This is a genomic window from Pseudogracilibacillus sp. SO30301A (assembly GCF_037072025.1).
GTDB lineage: Bacteria > Bacillota > Bacilli > Bacillales > Amphibacillaceae > Pseudogracilibacillus.
The window spans coordinates 1-22,632 of the sequence record NZ_JAXHDD010000062.1 but is presented as its reverse complement, the minus strand read 5'-3'; the positions used below and the strand labels follow the sequence as shown (position 1 = coordinate 22,632).

The 22,632-nt window shown below is 34.3% G+C and carries 22 protein-coding genes and 2 pseudogenes; all 24 read right to left on the bottom strand.

Going from position 1 to position 22,632, the window contains the following annotated elements; genetic code table 11:
• Nucleotides 1–89: 89 nt before the first annotated feature.
• A complete protein-coding gene (locus SPD89_RS19375) occupies nucleotides 90–1,376 on the bottom strand; it encodes a TRAP transporter large permease (protein ID WP_336263591.1) in 1,287 nt (428 codons plus the stop codon).
• A gap of 38 nt (nucleotides 1,377–1,414) precedes the next feature.
• Nucleotides 1,415–2,410, bottom strand: a complete 996-nt coding sequence (locus SPD89_RS19370) for a TRAP transporter substrate-binding protein (RefSeq protein ID WP_336263590.1) — start codon at nucleotides 2,408–2,410, stop codon at nucleotides 1,415–1,417.
• 43 nt (nucleotides 2,411–2,453) lie between these two features.
• Nucleotides 2,454–2,948, bottom strand: coding sequence for a TRAP transporter small permease (locus SPD89_RS19365; protein ID WP_336263589.1), 495 nt, complete (start codon nucleotides 2,946–2,948; stop codon nucleotides 2,454–2,456).
• A gap of 27 nt (nucleotides 2,949–2,975) precedes the next feature.
• Complete coding sequence (locus SPD89_RS19360) at nucleotides 2,976–3,926, bottom strand: sugar kinase (RefSeq protein WP_336263588.1); 951 nt, start codon at nucleotides 3,924–3,926, stop codon at nucleotides 2,976–2,978.
• Between the two features lie 30 nt (nucleotides 3,927–3,956).
• Complete coding sequence (locus SPD89_RS19355) at nucleotides 3,957–5,078, bottom strand: glycoside hydrolase family 88 protein (RefSeq protein WP_336263587.1); 1,122 nt, start codon at nucleotides 5,076–5,078, stop codon at nucleotides 3,957–3,959.
• A 262-nt stretch (nucleotides 5,079–5,340) separates the two neighbouring features.
• The gene (locus SPD89_RS19350; protein WP_336263586.1) at nucleotides 5,341–5,958 is read right to left on the bottom strand and encodes a bifunctional 2-keto-4-hydroxyglutarate aldolase/2-keto-3-deoxy-6-phosphogluconate aldolase; all 618 of its coding nucleotides are present in this window, start codon (nucleotides 5,956–5,958) and stop codon (nucleotides 5,341–5,343) included.
• A gap of 118 nt (nucleotides 5,959–6,076) precedes the next feature.
• Nucleotides 6,077–7,096 (bottom strand): LacI family DNA-binding transcriptional regulator, encoded by a 1,020-nt coding sequence (locus SPD89_RS19345; RefSeq protein ID WP_336263585.1) that lies wholly within the window; start codon nucleotides 7,094–7,096, stop codon nucleotides 6,077–6,079.
• 746 nt (nucleotides 7,097–7,842) lie between these two features.
• Nucleotides 7,843–8,272 (bottom strand): annotated as a pseudogene (gene tnpA / locus SPD89_RS19340) (IS200/IS605 family transposase).
• Between the two features lie 435 nt (nucleotides 8,273–8,707).
• Complete coding sequence (locus tag SPD89_RS19335) at nucleotides 8,708–9,913, bottom strand: 3-oxoadipyl-CoA thiolase (protein ID WP_336263584.1); 1,206 nt, start codon at nucleotides 9,911–9,913, stop codon at nucleotides 8,708–8,710.
• Nucleotides 9,910–10,563 carry a 3-oxoacid CoA-transferase subunit B gene (locus SPD89_RS19330; protein WP_336263583.1) on the bottom strand — a complete coding sequence of 218 codons (654 nt, stop codon included), beginning with the start codon at nucleotides 10,561–10,563 and terminating at the stop codon, nucleotides 9,910–9,912. The genes SPD89_RS19335 and SPD89_RS19330 overlap by 4 nt, the downstream gene beginning before the upstream one ends.
• On the bottom strand, nucleotides 10,553–11,248 hold the full coding sequence (locus tag SPD89_RS19325) for a CoA transferase subunit A (protein ID WP_336263582.1): 696 nt from the start codon (nucleotides 11,246–11,248) through the stop codon (nucleotides 10,553–10,555). Before SPD89_RS19325 ends, SPD89_RS19330 begins: the two co-directional genes overlap by 11 nt.
• Before the next feature lie 11 nt (nucleotides 11,249–11,259).
• Nucleotides 11,260–12,090, bottom strand: coding sequence for an alpha/beta fold hydrolase (locus SPD89_RS19320; protein ID WP_336263581.1), 831 nt, complete (start codon nucleotides 12,088–12,090; stop codon nucleotides 11,260–11,262).
• A gap of 18 nt (nucleotides 12,091–12,108) precedes the next feature.
• Nucleotides 12,109–12,576 carry a DUF3237 domain-containing protein gene (locus SPD89_RS19315; RefSeq protein WP_336263580.1) on the bottom strand — a complete coding sequence of 156 codons (468 nt, stop codon included), beginning with the start codon at nucleotides 12,574–12,576 and terminating at the stop codon, nucleotides 12,109–12,111.
• A 35-nt stretch (nucleotides 12,577–12,611) separates the two neighbouring features.
• Complete coding sequence (locus tag SPD89_RS19310) at nucleotides 12,612–13,307, bottom strand: carboxymuconolactone decarboxylase family protein (RefSeq protein WP_336263579.1); 696 nt, start codon at nucleotides 13,305–13,307, stop codon at nucleotides 12,612–12,614.
• A gap of 12 nt (nucleotides 13,308–13,319) precedes the next feature.
• Nucleotides 13,320–13,997: a cyclase family protein gene (locus SPD89_RS19305; RefSeq protein ID WP_336263578.1), complete on the bottom strand. Its 678-nt coding sequence runs from the start codon at nucleotides 13,995–13,997 to the stop codon at nucleotides 13,320–13,322.
• 18 nt (nucleotides 13,998–14,015) lie between these two features.
• Complete coding sequence (locus SPD89_RS19300; RefSeq protein ID WP_336263577.1) at nucleotides 14,016–15,068, bottom strand: zinc-dependent alcohol dehydrogenase; 1,053 nt, start codon at nucleotides 15,066–15,068, stop codon at nucleotides 14,016–14,018.
• A 165-nt stretch (nucleotides 15,069–15,233) separates the two neighbouring features.
• Nucleotides 15,234–15,608, bottom strand: a pseudogene (locus SPD89_RS19295) (3-hydroxyacyl-CoA dehydrogenase family protein); the annotation flags it as partial.
• 43 nt (nucleotides 15,609–15,651) lie between these two features.
• A complete protein-coding gene (locus SPD89_RS19290; RefSeq protein WP_336263576.1) occupies nucleotides 15,652–16,131 on the bottom strand; it encodes a 3-hydroxyacyl-CoA dehydrogenase NAD-binding domain-containing protein in 480 nt (159 codons plus the stop codon).
• 213 nt (nucleotides 16,132–16,344) lie between these two features.
• Nucleotides 16,345–17,346, bottom strand: a complete 1,002-nt coding sequence (locus SPD89_RS19285) for a TAXI family TRAP transporter solute-binding subunit (protein ID WP_336263575.1) — start codon at nucleotides 17,344–17,346, stop codon at nucleotides 16,345–16,347.
• Nucleotides 17,347–17,364: 18 nt separating this feature from the next.
• Entirely contained in the window at nucleotides 17,365–19,302 is a 1,938-nt protein-coding gene (locus tag SPD89_RS19280) for a TRAP transporter permease (protein WP_336263574.1), read from the bottom strand.
• Between the two features lie 146 nt (nucleotides 19,303–19,448).
• Nucleotides 19,449–19,766 carry a DUF3870 domain-containing protein gene (locus SPD89_RS19275; RefSeq protein WP_336263573.1) on the bottom strand — a complete coding sequence of 106 codons (318 nt, stop codon included), beginning with the start codon at nucleotides 19,764–19,766 and terminating at the stop codon, nucleotides 19,449–19,451.
• Nucleotides 19,767–21,012: 1,246 nt separating this feature from the next.
• Nucleotides 21,013–21,285, bottom strand: coding sequence for a hypothetical protein (locus SPD89_RS19270; RefSeq protein WP_336263572.1), 273 nt, complete (start codon nucleotides 21,283–21,285; stop codon nucleotides 21,013–21,015).
• Between the two features lie 36 nt (nucleotides 21,286–21,321).
• Nucleotides 21,322–22,002 carry a transposase gene (locus SPD89_RS19265; protein ID WP_336263571.1) on the bottom strand — a complete coding sequence of 227 codons (681 nt, stop codon included), beginning with the start codon at nucleotides 22,000–22,002 and terminating at the stop codon, nucleotides 21,322–21,324.
• A gap of 6 nt (nucleotides 22,003–22,008) precedes the next feature.
• Entirely contained in the window at nucleotides 22,009–22,296 is a 288-nt protein-coding gene (locus SPD89_RS19260; RefSeq protein ID WP_336263570.1) for a hypothetical protein, read from the bottom strand.
• Between the last annotated feature and the right edge of the window lie 336 nt (nucleotides 22,297–22,632).

Genomic DNA, 22,632 nt, shown 5'->3' with positions numbered 1-22,632 from the left:
CTAAACACAACAACCCGATAAAGCAATAACGAAAAACATCAGTAATCGTTATATTTAACGTTTACTGATGTTTATTTTACTTTATTAAACTATCTCGTTAATGATGGTAACCATGTTGATAAATCCGGTATATAAGTAATCAAAAGCACATTGATTAATAAAAGAGTAACCAAGAATAATGCAGGCCTAATTAGTTTTGCAAAGGGCACTTTTGCAATCTCAGATACAATAAAGAGATTAACTCCAACTGGTGGTGTGATCATACCACAAGCTAAATTCAGTATCAAAATGACCCCAAAATGAATTGGATCAATACCAAACGATAATGCTGCTGGTAATAGGATTGGTGTCAATATGATAATTGCCGAGAAAGCCTCTAAAAACATACCTAAAAATAACAATAATAAATTTAGTAATAACAGAAAAATTATTGGGTTCTCTGTTACGTTTAATAAAAATTGGGCTATTTGATGTGGTATTTGATTAATTGTTAATACATATGCAAAGATTGATGCAAAGCCAACAATAACCATGATAATAGCAGTTGACATTGCGGATTTTATAAATACTTTATGGACATCTCTTAATTTAATTTCCTTATAGACAAAAACACCTAAGATAAAACTGTAGATTACCGCTAAAACAGCGACCTCAGTAGGAGAAAATAGTCCTAAATATATTCCTCCAAATATCAATACTGGCAGTAGTAAGGCTAAAATTGATTCTTTAAAAGCAATTAAAATATCTTTAAACCAATTTTTTCTAGACTTTATTTCTTCTCTTCTATCGATACCAGCTGAACGAACATATAAATAATTTCCTATTATTAAGAATACCCCAACTAAAATTCCAGGAATAATTGTGGCAAGGAACATATCTCCTATTGAGGTTCCACTAGCCATTGCATACATAATAATTACAATAGAAGGTGGGATAATTGCTCCCATTTCACCCGCAGCCGCGCTTAATGCTGCTGCAAAGTTCCTTGCATATCCTCTTTTTTCCATATTAGGAATCATAATACTTCCAATCGCAGCAGTAGTAGCTGATGATGAGCCGGAAATCGTTGAAAATATAGTTGTTGTTAAAATCGTGGTTACCCCGACTCCTCCAGTTACCCATTTAACAAGTACTGAAGCAAAATTAATAATCCTTTTTGCGATTCCCCCCGAACTCATTAAGTTACCTGCAAGTATGAAAAAGGGTATAGCCAACAGTGTAAAACCAGACAATCCTTCAAATACTTTTTGTGGTATAGTTGTCAAACTATAAGACTCTAATAAAAGAGCCAAAAAGGAAGATCCTCCTAACGCCACAGCTACAGGTACACTTAAAAATAATAACAAGAAAAAAGCTATGAATAATATGGTGACCACTATATCACCCCTTTTTAGTTTGATAATTTCTTATTGAATTAATTCAATAAGTCTAATAAATCAGAATCCAAATCACTATTATTAGCCTTATATTCTTCTTTCAAATTTTCTGTCGCTTCTTTAAATTCCTCTATGTCCGGTTCTACTATTTCTAGTCCACTATCGCGCATGATTTCTATAGCCTTACTATAATCTTCAACATATTTTGAAATTCCTGCCTCTGCCGCCTCTATTGCTGCTTCTTTGAAGATTTGTTGCTGTTCTTCACTTAATTTCTCCCAAGATTCTTCAGACATCAAAGCAACTACAGGATAATAATGAGCTTTTGTTAAATTGAAGTGAGAAACTACCTCTGTAAGCTTGTCTCTAACCAAGTCATCCGCAGAACCTTCAGCTGCTTCAATCAGACTTTGTTGAAGAGATAGATATACTTCATCGTATGGCATTGGTGTTGGTTGTGCACCAAACTCTTCATAGGTCGAGATATAGCCATCTGAGTCAACAACTCTAATATTTGTATTTTTAAATTCATCTAAAGTTTCTATTTTTTTTGTAGAAAATACATTTCTTTCTAGAGCCGAATGAAATCCTAAACCAACTAATCCATAATCAGATAACCCCTCTAAGAGAGTATCTCCTGACTCACTTTGTAAAAATGTATTTGCCTCGTCTAAGTCGTTAAATAAGTATGGAACATCAAATATAAGAAATTCTGGTGCTATCGTTGTCAGCGCGGCGGTACCTACTAAAGTAATATCTTGATTGCCATTCCTGACCGCTTGAACACTTTGTGCTTCCCCACCTAACTGTGCATTGGGAAATATATTAATTTTTACTTCATTTTCTGTTCTTTCTTCTACAATCTCAGCTAATTTCTCTGCGTAAGCATGAAAACTAGATTCTTCAGCTACGATGTGACTGAAGTTCAGTTCAATAACTCCATCAGATGAATCACTTTCGTCTCCTGAATCATTACTTCCACAAGCGGCAAGTATGATCGAAAATAATACAATAATTAGTAATCTTAATTTCATTGAATAATCTCCTCACTCTTATTATTTAAAGTTAAATTTGAATTTATGCTTTGGATAAGTTCTTAGGTATTTCTAATAGGTAAGCAATTGTATTTAATATCATTACAAATGCACTAACAGGTAATGATCCATAAACATAAAACATAGAAATACCCATCGTTGTGGAAACTTCGCTCAGTCCATATACTGCCCAGTAATATCCTGCAATTAAAATACCGATGTAAAATATTAGGGATAGTAATGTAGCACTGTAAACAGTAATTTTTGCTCCTCTCAAAGGAAGATATGATAGTATTATATCTACCGAGATTAATTTATTATTTCTCGTTGCTACTGATGCTCCCAAAAATATAAGCCATAACATACAATAAATTGATAATTGACTAGTCCATGGAGCTGAAATATTTATTACTGTATTTGGTAATGTTCTTATTAACACTTGAAAACTTACAGCTAAAACCATAACTGTCAACAATATTGCACATATTATTAATATAAATCTGTTTAGTCTATCGACTAGAATAATATAGGTGTTCATTAATATACACCTCCTCGAATCAGTCTCTCATCTGAAAACATCATCTCTATTTTTTTTAAATATCTCCAGCTCTTGTTTAGTAGGTAAGCCCTCTATATCTCCTTCACACATAACCGCCAAACCTCCTAGCTGATTCCCCTGTAGAACCGCTTCTTTTAATGGCATGTTATCTAAGAAACCTGACAGCATTCCTGCTGCAAATGCATCTCCAGCCCCAACACTGTCTATAATGTGCTTAACCTCAATACCCGATACTTTTCCCTCTTCCATAGTGTTTTTATAATAAGCACCTTGTTCTCCTAGTTTTATAACTACATTTTTCGACCCTATTTCTAATAATTTATCTGCAATTTTTTCTGGTTTTTCTTCGTTTGTTAGAAATTTACCTTCTAATAAACCAGGCATAATTAAATCTGAAACAGATGCAATTAGAGTAAAAATTCTGAATGCAGTGTCTTTATCTTCTATAAGCTTAGTTCTAATATTTGGATCAAAACTTATTTTAACGTTATTTCCTTTTGCAATTTTAATGCTTTTAAATACCAAGTCTTTACAACTATCACTTAATAAAGGTGTTATGCCAGTAATGTGCAGCCACTTAGCATTTTCTATATATTCTCTATCTAAGTCAGTAACCTTCATTCTACTTGCTGCTGATCTCTCTCTATAATAATAAATGTTCATTAAATTAGAATTTCTTTTTTCTTTAAAATATAAGCCTGTTGAATTATTGTTATCAGTTATTAACCTAGATATGTCTACACCTTCTGCTCTTAACAAAGAAATTATGCTTTCTCCAAACGGATCATTTCCGACTCTAGTAAAGAAACCTACTTTATTCCCTAATCTAGATAGTCCTATCGCAACATTACCCTCCGCTCCACCTACACCTTTATGAAATGTGTTTATAGAATTAATAGGTCCAATTCTATCCGGATTAAATACTGCCATCATTTCTCCAAATGTTACGACATCCATCTTTTCCCTCCTGAAATATTATACTTACACTTAATACAACAAAGAAATTGCTTTGTCATTGCCATAATTCAAGTATCTGTAAAGTGCTTCCATAAAATAATAGTCACCATACATTGCCGATTCATTAATACCTGAGTTCCTTGGTTTATCAACAGTAGCTTTTTCTATAATTCCATATTTATCATATGATTGAAAAAAGCAATGTTCAATCATGGAATCAATAATTTGTTTTGATCTATCCTTCCACAGTATCGATTCTTGTGTATTATCTTCCATTAACAAATGTGAGATTAATAACATGCCAGATGCTGCAATAGAAGATGCCGCTGCATCAATGGGTTCTTTTTCTACATTCTTAAAATAAAAATCCCATCTTGGTAATTTTGTATCAACATCTACATTCTCCCAATAATAATTAGCTAAGTTCTTAGCAGTATCTAAATATACTTTACTTCCTGTATATCGATACATATTTCCAAAGCCATACAAAGCCCAAGCTTGTCCTCTTGACCAGCATGTGTCAGGTAAATATCCTTGATGTGTAGTCTTTTCAACTATTTCATGCGAATTTGTGTCCCATTTAACCATATGATAAATAGAATAATCATCCCGTATATGATTTTTCATAATGCTGTTGGCTAGTTTTATTCCTTTTTCATATAAAGCATCATTTTTCTCAGCTTGAGCAGCCCAAATCATTATAGGTGCATTCATAATCGTGTCTACAATTGCAGCACCTTCATAGCCAGGTTCATCCCATGCCTGCACTAAGTCCGTCCCTTCCACAAAAAGATCTTCCATATTGCAGGAACCAGCTACTGCCATCTCAACAAACTTTTCGCTTGCTTCTATATTATGACCAAACACACAACTTGGTCCGAAAATAAAACCCATATCATGTGTCTTGTTATCATCCATTCGGACGGCTAACTTCAAGGTTTGTTTTACTATTTCCTCTTTTAAATCTCCTGCTTCTTTATTCTCCAAATAATTTAACCATAATAACCCAGTCCAAAATCCTCCAGTCCAATGTCCCTCAGTATTTGTCAACCATTTACCATCTTTAGTTATGTGAGGAAAAGCATCATCAAGCTCACTTTTTAAATAAACAACCTTTTCTAAACCTTTTTCGTACACTTTTCTTAAATTCACTTTTTCAACTCCTTATCTAATGGATATTTAATAAATTTACATAATGATTCAACTTAAAATTCACAAATATTCCGACTTCTGAATCGTTAACTATTATGTTCTATTGGTAATACACTAAAACTTTTAAACTAATTTAAATTACATTCGACTTCACCTATTTAGTCTAATCTTTCTCTGACAGATCATTATACACATTGATAGAATTTATGAAGTGTTTTCACATTTGTTACAATAGGGTTTATTTAAATTACTAATAATTAATCTATGTCTTTGATACCTTACTAACAAAATTTTTAGCTCTGTTCTCAATTGAATTCATACTTCCCTTTAATAATGATCCGCCTACACCTACGACTGCTGCCCCACTACTAAACCAATCTTCAATGTTGTTTAAGTCCACTCCACCCGAAGGCATAATAGACAATTGTGGCAATGGAGCCTTAAATTGTTTGATTGATTCTGGTCCATATATCCCGCCAGGAAACAGTTTGATTAATGAACAGCCAGCAGATAACGCAGTAGTCATTTCCGTTACGGTCGTACAGCCAGGTATGTAGAGTATTTGATATAGATTACACAAAGTCGCAGTTTCCATATTGAAGCCAGGACTGACAATAAACTTCGCACCGCTATATATAGCCATTTTAGCTGTATTTTCGTCCAAGACAGTACCTGCCCCAATTAAAGTGTGAGAGTATTGTTGAGATAAATAAGTAATTGCCGTTTCCACTTGGGGAGTAGTATAAGTTAACTCTATACTAGTTATCCCACCCCTTATACAAGCTTCGGAATACTCAATTGCTTCTTCACTTGAGTCCGCTCTTATTACTGCAACTAACTTTGATTTAGTTATTTTTTGTAATACATTCATCAATTGCATTTCATTCACCTCTTCAAAATAAACGAAATATATTTTTATATAAATTTTATAAACAACATCTGATCCACCTAGTATTATTGATCCTTTTCTGACAGCAATTAGTTTTATTATCCTTAAATCAATTCTTTCCTTTCGTTGAGTCACGGATAATTAATAAGGGCTCATGTCGGTGTAACTCAGGCATTCTTTTTTCATTTTCATTTTCTATTTTAGATAACAAAATTTCAGCAGCCTTTGTTCCCATTTCTAATGTAGGCTGAACTATCGTTGTTAAGGAAGGTAAATGAATTGAACTAAATGACACCTCATCAATTGTTAATAATCCAAAATCTTTTCCTACTTTCAAACCATTTTTAGATGAATACTTTAAAATTTCCATTAATGTAAGGTCATTACCTGAAATAATAGCGTCAGGCTTTTTATCTAGTGAAAAAAGCTTATCTAATCCTTGTTCTAAAGAATCAATATCCATTGCTACAATATAATCTGAATTTACGTTTCTATCATTTTTCTTAAGTGCAATTTTATACCCATTAATTCTCTCTACTCTTGGAGTAATATTATTAATAAGTGAAGTAGTTACAATAGCAATATTTTGATAACCACGTTCTACTAAATGTTCAATTGCAAGGTTGGTAGCCTTTTCATTATTCAACAGAACAACATCTGTGCTAACCCCTTCAACTAAACGGTCAAGAAATACCATTGGATACTTTTGCTTTACAAGTCTTTGATATAGTATATAGTTACCATTAGTTGGCAAAATAATTAAACCATCAACCTGTTTAGATAATAGAGTTTCAATATACCTTTTCTCTTTTTCAGGATTGTCATCGGAATTACAAATAATTGTAGATATATCGTTCTCACTGCAGACATTTTCAATAGCACGTATAACTTGTGTAGAATATGCATGTAAAATATTCGCAACAATAATCCCAATTGTTGATGTGTTTTTCTTCTTTAAACTTCTTGCAACTTCATTAGGTTGATATTCTAATTCTGAAATTACATTTTGAATTCTAATACGTGTTTCTACACTCATATATTCAAAACGGTTATTTAAGAATTGTGAAACCGTACTCTTTGATACTTTAGCTTTCTTAGCTACGTCTGCCATTGTAATTTCTCTAGTCATTTTCTGAAATCACCTCCTACTAAATCGATTTACTAAATCGGTCTATCATCACTATACAACAGAATGAATTTACTTTCAAGATACAATTTAAAATATGTTTCCTGAATTATTCACAGAAGATTGTTGATAAGCTACTATTGCCTATCTAATAAGCTTTTTTGATGTTACTATTCACAGTCAAAATTACATCATCACTAAACCTACAAAATTAGGACTGTATTTTCCAAATTAAAACTGTACATTTTTTCCTTTTCAAAGACAAAAGCTATAAAAGGTTCGCTTTAGCTTTCAAGGCGATCCTTTTATAGCTTTTTCAACATGTAATATAGATGTTATTTTGTTAGTAATAAAAAAATAATGTTCTAAATTAGTTACCATTTATTTTTATAATTTTACTCACAATATTCTCAACCATGAAGCCATATTCTTAATGGAAGATGGAATCGCTTCTTCTTTATAAGATGCATTTTGTGCTTCAAACCTGTCCCCAAGATGGCTTACTTACTACGCGCACATCCAGTTCTTTTTCTAAAAGTTCTTACTCCCTTTTTCCCTGAATACGGGCTAAACTGTTTTTCCAATTATTCTATATTGCCCTTTGAATCAAATGTAAGTCATTTTTCTTAAACTACCACCTGCTAAAGCAGGTGGATTTTGACATAAATGTCTGCGACTAAAGTTGCCCTTCAGGATGAAGTCCTGCTGAAAGCCCATTAGCTGAAGCCTACTCCTAAGTCTGACTAAACTCATTCATCAATCCTGAAGTATTCATCATTGCCTTCATCGAATTGATTGGCAATATAATTTCTTATTATTTCCTCTGTCACTGTCCCAACGGTTGCACAAAAATATCCTCTTGCCAATAAATGTTGAACCCTATACCTTTTCTTTAGTTCTGCAAACTCATTCTGTAATAATCTTGATGATCGACCTTTTAGGTATTGCAAAACCTTACTGGGCGCCATAATTGGAGGACATGATAGTAAAAAGTGAATGTGGTCTTTTCCTACACTACCATGCAAGATAGTAATTTTTCTTGCTTCACAACCTTGTCTGATGAGTTTTTGCCCGTACTGCAATTGGACCATGCAACACTTTATATCTATATTTTGTTACCCAAATAACATGATACTTGATATCATATACCGCATGGCTACTTCTTCTGTATCCTTCCATACTTTCACCTCATACCCTAGTATGGACAAATAAAGACAAAAGATAGGGCTAAAAGCTGATACTGTCTAAAGACGGTGGAGTTAGACCACGCATTTGTTACTTAAATCTAACAATATTAAATTTTAGAGTAAAAATCAGAAGTTAGCGCATGATTCAAAACAAATAAACGACTCCTAGTAATATTAGGAATCGTTTATTTTTCTTGTTTAATTAATGGGACAAGTAATCAGCTCACTCCTTGACTCGTTTCTTAGCTCACAAGCCACCCCACTTCCCGGTTGAATTCACTTCTTTTGCTCAAAAAATAAATGTCACAAATCTTCCGTAAATGCAACCTCTAGCTTGATTTTACACCCTCTTGTAAGCAAAAAGGGATCACAATGACAAAAGAAGTGAACATAAGCGTAAATACTTCGGAACTCATCCCAGCGAGAATTATTTATCAATCAGCTCTATTGCCGTAGCTATTCCTTGACCTACCCCAATGCACATTGAAGCCAATCCACGATTTGCACCTCTTCTTTTCATCTCATGTATAAGGGTTGTTAAAATTCGAGCTCCGCTAGCGCCCAGCGGATGTCCTAAAGCAATTGCTCCACCATTGACATTGACACGATTTTCATCAATGTTTAATTTTCTAATACATGCCAAAGATTGAGAGGCGAATGCTTCATTAAGTTCAATTAAATCAAAATCCTCAATGGATAATCCTGTTCTATCCATTAGTTTTTGTGTAGCATAAACAGGACCAATTCCCATAAATGAAGGCTCAACACCGGCCGTGGCTGAATAAATATACTTGACAAAAGGCTTCAAACCAAGCACTTTTGCTTTCTCTGAACTCATCATTAATAATGCTGAAGCGCCGTCATTCACTCCCGATGCATTTCCAGCGGTAACCGTTCCTTCCTGAAATAATGGGTTTAACTTGGCTAGTTTTTCTAAGCTTGAATCATGTCGAGGATGCTCATCTTCGGTGATTGTAACTTTACCTTTTTTTCTTTTCTCTATTACAACTGGTACAATTTCATCTTTAAAAAGATTGTTAAGTTGAGCTTTTTTCGCCTTTTCCTGACTTTTTTGGGCAAAATTATCTTGTTCTTCTCTTGAAATTTCATATCGTTTAGCTACATTGTCCGATGTTTCTGGCATGGAATGTGTTCCATACATCTCGTCCAATTTCGGGTTAACAAACCTCCAGCCAATGGTTGTATCTTGTAATTCAATATTTCCACGTTGAAAATCAGTCTCTGCTTTTCCAAGTACATATGGAGCCCGGGTCATACTTTCAGTACCACCGGCAATAACGACATCCAGTTCTCCTGAAAGAATAGAACGTGCGGCATAATTTACAGCATCTAGTCCCGAGCCACAAAGACGATTGACAGTCGTTCCGCTAACAGACTTTGGCAAACCCGCTAGCAACAACGACATTCGTGCAACATTTCTGTTTTCTTCTCCTGCACCATTTGCATTGCCAAAAATCACATCATCAATTAGCTCAGGCTGCACATTCTCATTCCGCTTTAATAACTGCTTAATTACTATCGCTCCTAGATCGTCTGGTCTAACATCCTTAAAGGCTCCTTTATACCTGCCAATCGGCGTTCGTACCGCATCTACGATTACAACCTCCCTCATTGGCTATTCCCCTTCTGTTTCAATATTTTACATACTGTATATTTAGCTGTAGTATTTTTTTCTACATCTTCTAGTGTGGCATCTCCCATTAGTTCAATTAGCTTATATCCATCATCTATCCATTTAAATACTGCTAAGTCAGTTATAATTATATCTGCTTTTCTAGTCGAAGTTATTGGAAATGTACATGTATCTATAAACTTAGGTGAACCCGTTTTTGACACGTGGCCCATTGTAATGATAATTTTATTTGCCCCTGTAAGTAAGTCCATCGCTCCACCCACACCAATGATCCCCTTGCCTGGCACTGCCCAATTAGCCACCATACCACTTTCATCTACTTGAAGAGCACCTAATATCGCCACATCAACATGCCCACCACGTATCATAGAAAATGAATCGGCGCTGTGAAAATAAGAAGCTGCAAGTGCTTCACCCACAGGTAATTTTCCAGCATTAACAAGGAGCGGATCAATTTCGTCTTCATCAACAGCTGTAACACCTAAAAGGCCATTCTCTGTGTGTAAATAGTAATCTTCCTTATTTAAATACTCAGCCACGAGGGTAGGTATACCTATTCCTAAATTGACTATCGAGTAAGGTAAGAGTTCTGCAGCAGCACGTTGTGCTATCAAATTCTTACTGTCCATGTTTCACGACCCCTTCCTTTGTTAATATCATTTCGCTTTTTACAATGGCATCTACATATAAATGAGGAGTAACAATAGCTTCAGGTGAAATCTCTCCTTCTTCTACAATTTCATCCACTTCTACAATTACAAATTTCGCAGCAGTTGCCATGTTAGGATTAAAATTTCTCGCAGTTTTGTAATAAACTAAATTCCCTTTTTTATCGGCTTTTAATGCCCGTATAAGTGCCACATCTGCCTTAAGTGATTTCTCGAATAAATGTTTTTCTCCATTAATCACTTTTACTTCTTTACCAGCCGCCAATTCCGTACCAACGGCTGTTTTCGTATAAAATCCACCAATCCCCGCTCCACCAGCACGAATAGCTTCAGCCATTGTTCCTTGTGGAAGTAGTTCTATATCTAATTTACCTTCATTATAAAATTGTACTGCTTCACGATTACTTGTAAAATAGGATCCAATGGCTTTTTTGATCTTACCTTGCCTTAATACCATTCCTAATCCTTCTCCCACTTCTCCTACATTATTACTAATAATTGTTAAATTTTCTGCATCATGATTAGCTAATGCATCTATTAAAGTAAGTGGACTTCCAATCAGACCAAATCCACCTACCATAAGTGTATCACCTGTTTTAACATGTTTAATAATTTCATTTGCGTTAGTTTCTTTTGTTAGTCCCATTCTTTCACCCCTTAGGTTGTCAAAAACTCCTCAATCTCCCTGACAATTTTTGGTTGTTTATTAAAAACGAGCTCATAATGGTTAACCGATGTATATTTAGTCACCAGATTATTGATAGATTCTTGTGTTTTACGGTAACCGGATTTCTGAAATAAAGGTGATTTACCAGCAATTTTACCAGTGGCAATCAATAACATTGTTTTACAAGTGATATCTGGTCCAATTATCTCGGGATCAAAATTATAAAAGCTTTCAAAATCTTGCTCGATCAATTGTGGATTGGATTTGTGTTTCCATCCATTTTCAGTTTGTTTAATATCGTATTTAACTGTATTTTCCAAAGTGTCTTTCCATTGAACATTTAAGTTTTTATATAGACTTTTCACTTCGTCTAAATAAGCCTCCTGAGAAGGATAAACCTTGGTTAGTCTCTTTAAAGATGGCAAAACAAGTTGTCTTGAAGTGTCATCTGCTTCTCCAGCTCCATCAAGTAATATTAATGCTTGTATCTCTGGCAATCTTCTTGCCACGAGAGCACAAATATAAGCACCCATTGAATATCCCATTAAAATAGGCCGCCTAATATCAAGCGTATCTATAAGATCAACCAAGTCATCTGCATGTGTAAAAATAGACGTCTTTTCATTTGCTGGATCACTATCCCCCCGACCACGAATGTCATAACTTATAAACCGATAACCGCCGGACAACATGTTCTGAAAATAAGTCAATTGTTTATGATTACCAGTTAACCCATGGGCGGCTGTAATTGTTCCTTGGTCCCCAGGGACATCATGTACTTTAAAGCTACGACCTTTATTAGTTGTAATAAATTTCCCCATTTTTCCTTCCTCTCCCTCTTACTCAACCGTATAAATGGAGTAATTCACTCCATTTGGCAAACGAATCCCATTTGAAATAAAAATTTTTTTATTTAGCCAATTGTACTTTAATGCCGCTGCTTCAAAGATAGGTGCTGTTCTAAAATAATATTCTTTCGGATTAACATTTTTACCTTTGTCCAATCTGTTTAGTACCTCTTCAGGTCCAGTTCTAACGCCTCGATATGACATTAAAATCAACTCTTTATCATCAGTTTCCAATAAAATTCTTACATCCTGAATAATCGTGCCATCTTCTTGAACAATAATCCAATCATCCCCACCAGGGATTACATCGGCATTTAGTTTTTCTCCACGAAGTTTACCACCTGTAACCCTAATGATTCTTCTTTCTCCAATAGGTGTCTTGCCTGGCAAATGTGCATTTTCAACAGTTAGTTCCATATCACATAAAAACGATAGATGGGGGGCATCTAAATGTTTCATAAATTCACTTCCTTATGTAAATAATTGAGTCGTTATTATAAGAAATCACTAACTCCTATCCATGCTGGAATTCCAGCGGTTACAATACAGAGCATTGCAACCTCAGCAATCTCCTCGTCTGTTGCTCCTTCTCTCTTAGCTCCATTGATATGTAATTTCACACCTAATTCGTATCTCTCTGCTAAATTTATCCCTACTAAGACCAATTCCTTTATTTTTCGAGAAACAATAGCATCACAAAGTTCATCCCTTCGCAGAGATGCATAATTAACCAAACTGTTAGGTGAGTACTTTTGCATTATATTAACCCAACCCGGTACTTTTCCCTTATTATCATTTTTAAAATATTCAATGGCTTTATCTAAGCTTTCAATTGGATTGATTTTTTTACTCTTTTCATTAATACTTTGAGTTTCTTTCTCTAAAATTAATTCAATTGCCTTAATTCCCTCTAACCACACAGGTATCCCTCTTGACAATATACAACTCGTTAAAATATCTACGAGTTCTTCTATAGTAGCGCCTAGATCATAGGCACATTTAGCATGATATAACAGTTCAGGATCATATCTCCTTGCGGCATTCACGCCAACTAATATTAAGTGCTTATCTTTCTTTTCAAAAATCCCCTCGGAAAGAACAGAATCTTCTAGTGCTTTATAATGAACTAGTGCTGTTCGATTATATTTTTCCAACACTTTTTCCCAATATTTAATGTCTTCTGCTGACACATAATCATCTCCTTATATAAATGCAATTGCACGTACCGGTGATGCTGTTGCATTTTCCATTTTTAAAGGCATGGCAAAAAAGTTAAATCTTCTATCCAACGGAAGACTTGCTAAATTCGCCAAATTTTCTACGATATAAATATTTTCACTTAACACATCCATGTGGACTTCTCGCTGCATATTATCATGTAAATCGATATTCGGTAGGTCTAAACCAATTAATTTAACTTTCTTAGAAATTAACCATTCTCCAGCAGATTTTTCGAATGCATGCTCATCAAAAAAACTACCCTCCCCCCAAGCTTCCGTTCTTGTTTTTACTAATACACAATCATCTTCCACTACAGAAATCCCTTGCTTCTGTTCTGCCTGTGCTAACATCTCTCCCGTTACAGTTTCAAAAGGATTCTTGAAAGGAGAAACGTCTAGAACTATTGCATCTCCAAAAGTTTTTTCTAAATTCATTTCAGAAGCAGATTCACCTTTTCGAATGAAGTGTAAAGGTGCATCGATATGGGTACCGCTATGATCAGAGAAGTTTAGTATTCGGGATTCAAAGCCCTCACATGGTAGTGTATATTTATGACCCGAGTTTTTAAATGTGGATTTTTCCTTAATTACTATAGGGGGATGAGACTTATAAGATCTCAAACCATCATACATAGTTACACTTAAATCTATTAATTTCATATTATAATCCTCCAATATTTACATTTTAATAACAATCTTTCCTGGTGCTTTTCCTAAAGCCTTATTAAAACCTGTTTTTATGTCACTAAATGGAATCTCCTCCGAAATTATTTGTTTGAATGGAAAGGATTTATCCTCTGCAAGTTTTAAAACTTCTTTATAATTTCCAACGGTAATTCCATAGCTACCTTTTATGTTAATTTCCCCACGAACGATTTGGTCCATAGGTAATGTGAACTTATCTTCAGATATACCTAGGAGTACTATATCCGCTCCACGGTCTACCCATTTCAAAGACTCCTCGGGAACAGAATAATGTCCGGAACAATCTATTATGGCATCATAAGATTTATTCGAGTTTTCCTTAATCTCTTGCCAGTCTTCATAGACTTGTTTGGCACCAATTATTTTTGCAAGATAAAGACGATCGCTATCGTACTGAGTTCCTAAGACTTCAACATTCTCGTTTTTATAACCTGCTAAAATTGCAACGACTCCTAAACCTATAGGGCCAGGACCAACCACCAATATTCTTTTATGCTTAAAGTTGTCGATTTTAGCTAACCCTGTATAACTCACTGCTATTCCTTCCGATATAGCTGCTACTGTGTCTGGTACAGATTCTTCGATTATAATGACATTATCTTGCCTTACCTTTATATATTCAGCCAATCCACCTGGTTTTCTGAAGCCGTATTGAAGAGCTTTAGACGGTTTTTTTTCCTTTGAAAAACCTCCAAATTCACATCTATTTATATTACCCACCTGACAATGGTTGCATTTTCCACATGCAATATATGGATTAATTACAACTTTTTCACCTATTAAATTATCATCACAACTCGTACCTACCTTAACGACTCTTCCCGTCACTTCGTGTCCGAGAACTAACGGGAAATCAATCCAATGATATCCGGGATGACCTGCATAAATATGTAAATCACTTCCGCATAAACCAACCGCTGAAACTTGAACCAATACTTCTTTATTTCCTACGCGGGGTACTTCAATTTGTTCAAAATGGGCATCATACTTGTCAACGGTTTTTTTTACAAATGAATTAACCTTCATTTTATACCTCCTTCTTATTTAATTGAAAAAAATTATATTCAGATATATGAATAATTCACATTTCTTTCAATTCACTTTCAATTCACTTTGCTAAAATCAAATAGCTTCTATAATGGAAAATTGTTTAGCAAAGGAGTTCAGTGTTAAATTTTAAGTAGTCATTCCTTAATCTCTGGTATCTCTTTTTGGTGATAAAAAAGAAATAATATTTTTTAAAGTACTTTCTTTACTTTCTTTACTTTCCATTTCACTTTTCAGCCTTTTTTTATTCCATTTATAAAAACCTGCTAGTGTTTTAATCCCATACTTTTCTTTACTTATTAAGTTTTTATGTATTTCTAACGGCTGGGCACTGTTATTTAAAGAAGGATAAACATACTTAGCAATCTCAAAATGAGAGTCAATCCCATTTATATCTCTCTGTTCCAAAGGACCAGTGTTCGCCATCCGAACTCCTAAGCTCCATTTAGCTATATAATCCAATTCTTCAGCTGTTACAATCTTTTGCTCAACTAGAGACATTGCCTCTCTAGTTAATGCAGTTTGTAATCTATATTAGCTACAAACCCTGGTATTTCTTTGTTTAGTAATATTGGTTTTTTTCTATTTTCTTTAAAAATAAAAGAATATTCTCTAGATATACCGGAAAGGTATAACTACTTGGAATAACTTCTACAAGAGGAGTTATATCCGCAGGGGAAAAAAAGTGCGTACCTATTAAGCGACTTTTATTCCTCATTCTACTGCCTATTTCACTAATTAAAAAACTAGATGTATTTGTACAAAAAACAGTAGGAGCATCAAACATCGATTCAATTTTCGCAAATAAATCCTGTTTCATATATAACCTCTCTGGCACGGTCTCTATTATAATGTCAATATTAAATGCATCTTCTATATCATTTAAAAATTTCACACTATTTAATTCTTTATTCTTTTTATGCCTAGAGATTACTGTTGGATCAGTATCAAATAAAAACGTTTTAATGTTATATCTGTTAAGGTACTTTGCAAGGGCAATTCCCATAAATCCCCCGCCAAGAATTAGCACTTTTTCTTTCATCATTTCACCCCTATATTTGAAAATAAAAAATGCCTAGTATTTACCATAGAAAAAAGAGATAAAATTATCCTCAAGATTCTATGAAAATACTAGGCTTTTAAAATTAAATGAAATTGGGTAAAATTCATCTTTTTAAAAATGTATTTTCAGAAGCTATTTGTCTTTAATATATAGCATCAAAAGCTAAAAGTCAATTTACTTGTACAACAGAGTTTACTTGGCAATCCCTTTATCTTCGAAATACTTTTGCGCTCCTGGGTGAATCGGCCCGGTTATGTTTTCGTAGGCGTAATCTTCATCTAGATCTTCAAAAACGACAGATAAGTTTTTAAAATCGTTTAAATTATCAAAAAGAGACTCTAACATAAAATATACTTCATCGTCTGGTGTATCTTTATGTGTAATAATTAATGTTATCGATCCTGCCACTGAAATATCTTCATCATTTCCAGAATATGTCCCCGCTGGGATTGTCATTTCCATATATCCCGCATTGACTTCTTGGAGTGCCTTAATTTTATCACTCTCTATTGGCAAAATTCTGATACCTAGTGTAGTATCTAACTCTTGATATGCGCTAAACGGGATCGGAAACATTGCTGAAATTGCATCAATATGTCTATCTTGCATCAAATTAGTCGCATCAGCTGTAGAAGTGAATTCAACTTTTGAAAGATCCTCATAATCAAGCCCATGTTCATTTAATACTAATTCAGCGAGTGCTTCCGCAGAGTAGCCTTTTACTCCTGGGCTTAAACTATTTCCTTTTAAATCGTCTATAGAGTGGATGTCACTATCTGATCTGACGGCAAACTGTAAATAACCACCATATAAAGCGGCTACAACCCGAAAGTCTTCAAGTGGTTCATCAAAATCATTTCTACCTTGTAGGGCATCTTCTATGTCCTGACTAAATGTAAGACCATATTCAAACTTTTGATCGTTCACACCCATTAAGTTAGCTATCCCTCCACCTTCGATTACATCTAAGTTGGAGTCATCTTGTTTATTTATAACATTTCCAATTACAGCACCTACAGAGTACATAAATCCACCTGATGTAGCTGCACTTAATGTCCCATTAATATTACCATCAAATTCCTGAACTGCAGTATTTCCTTTTTCAGAATTAGACTCTTCGGGACTATTACCGCATGCTGTCGTAAAGCTGAAAATTATTAATAATCCGAAAAAGATAGACATTATTTTCTTCATATTTATTCCTCCATATAATTAAATATTTACATCATTATTTGCAACCTTTACATCTCTAGATCGACCTCTCTTTTGTAAAATAAATACAATTAAAAGTATAGCCAATCCAATAATATCTGTGAATAAATCAGGATAAATCATTACGAGTGCAGATGCAGCCAATAATAATCGTTCTACGAGGTTTAACTTTCTTAACCACCACCCTTCAATAGCAGCTGCAAAGACATAGATAGCAATTATCGCTGTACATATAGCTAGTGCGATCTCCATGTAATTACCTACTAGCAGCAATTGGTTACCATATACAAACATAAACGGTATGATGAAACCTGCAACACCTAATCTAATCGAAACAATAGACGTTTTGATTGGATTAGCACCTGCAATTCCAGCCGCTGCATATGATGCCAGTGCTACAGGCGGAGTTATATTAGCCAATATTGCAAAATAGAAAATAAATAAATGCGCTGCCATAGGTGTTACACCAAGTTCCACTAATGCCGGGACAGTAAGGGAAACTTGCACTATGTATGCTGCTACAGTGGGTAACCCCATTCCGAGAATCATTGAAGTTATCATGGTAAATAATAAAACTAGAAATAAATTATTTCCTGCTAAATTAACAACAATTCCACTAAACTTTAGCCCAATTCCTGTTAGGGAAACAATTCCAATAATAAATCCGGCAGCTGCACAAGCTATAGCAGTTTCTATCATTGCCCTAGCCCCAAAGTCTAATGCTTTAATGAAATTTGAAAGACTCATTCCTCCATATTTCATAAAAATACTAACTATTATGACACTTAATATACCAAACAAACCTGCTCTCATAGGTGAAAAACCTTGGATTAACATAAGAACAATAATTAAAAGTGGCAAAATATACGGATAACCCTGTTTTAAAATTAATTTAAGATTTGGCAGATTCTTTTTCTCAATACCTTTCAAATCATCTTTTTTGGATCTAAAATCAATTTGGAAAAACAAACATATATAATATAATAAAGCAGGTACAATAGCTGCGAAAGCCACTTCAATATATGGCACTCCTATATATGAAGCAATCACAAAGGCTGCTGCCCCCATTACCGGCGGCATAATCTGCCCTCCAGTCGATGCAACCGCTTCAACTCCACCTGCAAAAGACGGTTTATAGCCTGTTTTTTTCATTAAAGGTATTGTAATTGAACCTGTTGAAACGGTATTCGCTACTGCGCTTCCGGAAATTGAACCCATAAAAGCACTTGATACAACAGCAGTTTTAGCAGGGCCCCCTTGATATTTACCCATTGTTGCTACGGCTAAGTCAATAAAAAATTTGCCTGCGCCAGTAACTTCCAAAAATTTTCCGAATAATACAAACATGAAAATAAATGTTGCAGATACACCTAAAGCAACACTAAAAACTCCTGAAGTTGTAAAAAACAAATGATCCATTATCCAAGTGTAATTAAATTCCTTATGACCAATCTGTCCTCCAAGATTATGACCAAAGAATCCATACAGTAAAACGATTACAATAATTACTACTAAAGCATTACCTATAGTTCTACGAGTTGCTTCCAATAAAAGAATTCCAACAATAGATGCTGCAATCAAACCGATTAAGCTAATCTCTTGAATGTAACTTATTCGGGATGCGATTGACTGACCATTTATTACAAAATAACTTAAACTAGCGATAGAGAGAATGACCAAAATCCAATCAAGAGTACCCACTCTATCCTTTCTACTTTTGTTCGAAACCGGATACAAGAAAAATGTTAAAATAAGTGCGAAAGCCAAATGAGCACTTCGTTGTATAATTGAGTCAAAAACCCCAAAAATAGCAGTGTAAACATGGAATGTGGACATTGCTATGGCAAAAAGGCTTAATAATAAAGAAACCTTTCCTTTTAATCCCTTTACTTTAACAATTTCCTCTTCTACGACTTCTTGTCTTGCTTTATCTTTCATCTTAAATCCTCCTTCAATAATTATAATTTTTTAAGGATAAAAAAAGGCATCAACATACATAGTGGGCTCTTACCCAAAATGTAATGTTGATGCCGTTGTTTACTGAGGTTTAAACATTGGTTGATGTTTTGTCAATAAAAAGGCATTTATGTATTTTTCTTAATCTCATCCCAATAACGTTGATGCGCCACCTTAAGCGCAACAATAATAGATTGTTGAGAAGGAGCATAATAATTTTTTTTGATTTTTTCAATTGTGCTGTCTAAATCACTAGAAAAGTCAGCCCCAACCATTAATCTTTTAAAAAAGTCTTGAGCAAGCTTTGTAATAAAAGTAACTTCAATATCAACTACTAAATGACTTGTTTTGTCTATCTCAAGTACAATTCCAGAATATTTAAACTTTTCATACATCGGCGTACCTTGAGGGGCCTTCGAATAAGCAGTTATAAGAACAGTCTTCATAATAATCCTCCGAGATGAGTGAAGTTTGAATAATCTATCAATAACTATATCAGCTAATTTTTTTTTTGTCAATTTATTATTATTGTAAATTTTTTGGTAAAAATTTTTTGGCGGTATTAATTTGTTATAGATTGAATTTCATAAATTCTAACCCTGACAGGGCTAGGAATACTGGTTTATAATCTTTTTTAGTCACTATAATTTTTCCCTCCTTAAAATAGATTCGAATAAATGGATACTCTGAGTTGCTCCTAGTAAATAAAGCAAGCAACTAGAGTTTAAATTATTTTCTATTACTATAAAGCAACAAACACTAACTAGTACTTAGTTATCATAAAATTAAATGGAATGTCATATGTTCTCGCTGTATCTATTAAACTAATCATTTGATAGCTTTGCTTCGATAATTAGAAACTTACTATTCATCAAACAAAAAATCCTTTATAATGGAGTCGCAAATGTAGCTTAACACCTGCTTTTGCTTTGTGAAATAAATTAAGCTTGAAAGCAATATCGTCATTAATAATCAACATATCCACGATCAAACTACTTTAGTGTCTCGTATTTTTACCTTCGCTTTTTTTCTTCACGCCCCATTATTTTGGGTTTTGCGGAACTTCAGCCGTAATTCGGTTAACGTTGTTTTAGTAACTACCATTATACAACAAGATCTGAAGAGGTGTTTCTTTTTTATATTTTAAAACCCTTGCCCTGTACCCCAAAGAATACAAATAATTTGCTTTTTCAACTTCTTTCAAATAACTACTATTTGACTCACTATAACTCCTCCACGTATAGGATTCGTTTATCATAAATAAAAGAAATATTGATAATAAGTCAAATTATTTTTAAAAAAATTCACCTAATTGGTAATTCGTCTGTATATCCACTTCATTTTATTGTCATCTCAACCGTTTCCTTTATATCATCACGTTAATTTTCAGGGAAAACATGAGAATTTAATTCCAAAAAACCTTTAAAGAGCGTGTTCAAAACTCCCATGTCTTATTAGACACCACAATGAATGAAAATGGGGGTGTGGCGTTTAATAATCCTGCTTTTCGAACTGTGGATAACTCCACCTTATCCACAGGCCTTTTCAGGTTGAATTCTGAAAGCAATCTTATTTTTTCTCATAATTTATAATTTGTCCCTAAAAAAGCATATACTTTCCCCCTCCCCAATAGTGGGGAAAATTCAAAAAATATTCAATTGTGGATAATTACTCTAAGTTGATGCACTCGTTCTACCATTTTAACCAATTTGGATATCGGATAAATGTGCTACTTAACTTTAGTTTCCATTTCCTCGCATGAGTAACTAATACAGCTGGAACTTCCCAGAATACTCTTCTAAATTTTTCTATCGTGTAGGAAGAATACGCTGGCGGGCATACCTCTTTGCAAAATAAAATGTGAATGTTGTAGGCGATCATTTTGAGCCATAAGTCAGCGAAATTTGCATAAAAATTATCTCCTGAACCAAACCCATTTTTGGACTCTTTGATGTAATTTTCCATGCAGGCTCAGTTCATCTCCCGAATCCTGCATATTGGTTACGAGTGCTTGAAATTCCATAAAAATTCTTCACTCAAGTATAGCTCTTCAAATTCACTTGCTTCTGCCATTCGAATGAGTATAACGCGACGTGGCTTTGACCATGATTGTGCTTGATGTTCGATCTCTGTCCATTCGGTAATTTTGGTCCCTTCATACACACGACACCATGTCTTTTCTAAGCCTTTCCTAACAAGGTTTTTATATAGCTTCAGCTTTCCAACATACAATACTTCCTTTGGGAAACCTGTATCCAGGTCACAATACTCTTCAAAATACAGTAAATGTTTCTCTTTTGTAAATCCTTTGTCAAATCTCGCCATGATAGAGGCTGTAGAACAGACATGCTTCATGGCCTCCTCTGCGGCTTCAATCATGCCTTCTGATGTATAGGCCTTTCCGTTTCTTAGCTTTGCATTTAAGCATAAACGGCTAGAGCCTTCAAAAACGTAAAGGGGATGCATGCTTTTCTTTCCAGGATTAGTCGAATTATAACCAACCTCAGCGCCTTCCTGATTTCCATAGACCGTATTTACTGATGAATCAAAATCAAGGATCACGCGGTCTTGTTCGGATAAAACCCGTTTAGTTAACTCCTCATTTGTTTCCTTTAAGCCATGTACATCTTCGGCAGTTTCAAACCGTTGTAGGTCGTTATAATAGGTGGTATAGTCAGGCAATTTCTCCTACTTAAAAAAGCGTTTCAATAGGGTTTTCTGCTCGACTTCTTCAAAATGATAGATTCTTTCTATCCCTAAAACGCGCCCTATAATAAGAGCTGTCGCAGCTTCAGGTAATGGAAAGATTCCACCTTGTTTACTAACGTTGAGATAATCCTCCAAATGGTCAGTCAATCGAATTTTTTTTACATAATCAAGAAGAGGCAAGATTCCTCCGTAGGATGTAGCGTGTTCCAAAGTTGGTTCAATAGAAACTCTACCAATACTAGTGTTAAATGCGTTATAATTATTCACCATAAGGTGCTCCCTTCCTTGGTTGTTTGGACTGTATCAAATCCTATTCTACCAAAGTTTGGAGCACTTTTTTATTAAATTTTTATATTGATGTTTCGAAATTTAGGATTATCTATATCTCTTATTTGTTCATACTTTATTGAATATCACCAAAATATAAAAGACTCTGAAATACAATCACCTAATTATTAAGCACCTTAAGCACTTACAATATTTATTTTGTTTTTTCAACATCCTATTGTTTATTACCTCCAATACAAATTTGTAATGGGTTTCGTGATATTGTTTTTATAAATCCTCTGTTATCATTTTATAAGTTTACCATGTGGGAAGGTC

Coding starts and splice junctions, on each gene's coding strand:
- SPD89_RS19370 (WP_336263590.1), bottom strand. CDS start 2,410: ATGAAATTAAGATTACTAATTATTGTATTATTTTCGATCATACTTGCC.
- SPD89_RS19365 (WP_336263589.1), bottom strand. CDS start 2,948: ATGAACACCTATATTATTCTAGTCGATAGACTAAACAGATTTATATTA.
- SPD89_RS19360 (WP_336263588.1), bottom strand. CDS start 3,926: ATGGATGTCGTAACATTTGGAGAAATGATGGCAGTATTTAATCCGGAT.
- SPD89_RS19350 (WP_336263586.1), bottom strand. CDS start 5,958: ATGCAATTGATGAATGTATTACAAAAAATAACTAAATCAAAGTTAGTT.
- SPD89_RS19345 (WP_336263585.1), bottom strand. CDS start 7,096: ATGACTAGAGAAATTACAATGGCAGACGTAGCTAAGAAAGCTAAAGTA.
- SPD89_RS19335 (WP_336263584.1), bottom strand. CDS start 9,913: ATGAGGGAGGTTGTAATCGTAGATGCGGTACGAACGCCGATTGGCAGG.
- SPD89_RS19330 (WP_336263583.1), bottom strand. CDS start 10,563: ATGGACAGTAAGAATTTGATAGCACAACGTGCTGCTGCAGAACTCTTA.
- SPD89_RS19325 (WP_336263582.1), bottom strand. CDS start 11,248: ATGGGACTAACAAAAGAAACTAACGCAAATGAAATTATTAAACATGTT.
- SPD89_RS19320 (WP_336263581.1), bottom strand. CDS start 12,090: ATGGGGAAATTTATTACAACTAATAAAGGTCGTAGCTTTAAAGTACAT.
- SPD89_RS19315 (WP_336263580.1), bottom strand. CDS start 12,576: ATGAAACATTTAGATGCCCCCCATCTATCGTTTTTATGTGATATGGAA.
- SPD89_RS19305 (WP_336263578.1), bottom strand. CDS start 13,997: ATGAAATTAATAGATTTAAGTGTAACTATGTATGATGGTTTGAGATCT.
- SPD89_RS19300 (WP_336263577.1), bottom strand. CDS start 15,068: ATGAAGGTTAATTCATTTGTAAAAAAAACCGTTGACAAGTATGATGCC.
- SPD89_RS19290 (WP_336263576.1), bottom strand. CDS start 16,131: ATGAAAGAAAAAGTGCTAATTCTTGGCGGGGGATTTATGGGAATTGCC.
- SPD89_RS19285 (WP_336263575.1), bottom strand. CDS start 17,346: ATGAAGAAAATAATGTCTATCTTTTTCGGATTATTAATAATTTTCAGC.
- SPD89_RS19280 (WP_336263574.1), bottom strand. CDS start 19,302: ATGAAAGATAAAGCAAGACAAGAAGTCGTAGAAGAGGAAATTGTTAAA.
- SPD89_RS19275 (WP_336263573.1), bottom strand. CDS start 19,766: ATGAAGACTGTTCTTATAACTGCTTATTCGAAGGCCCCTCAAGGTACG.
- SPD89_RS19270 (WP_336263572.1), bottom strand. CDS start 21,285: ATGGAAAATTACATCAAAGAGTCCAAAAATGGGTTTGGTTCAGGAGAT.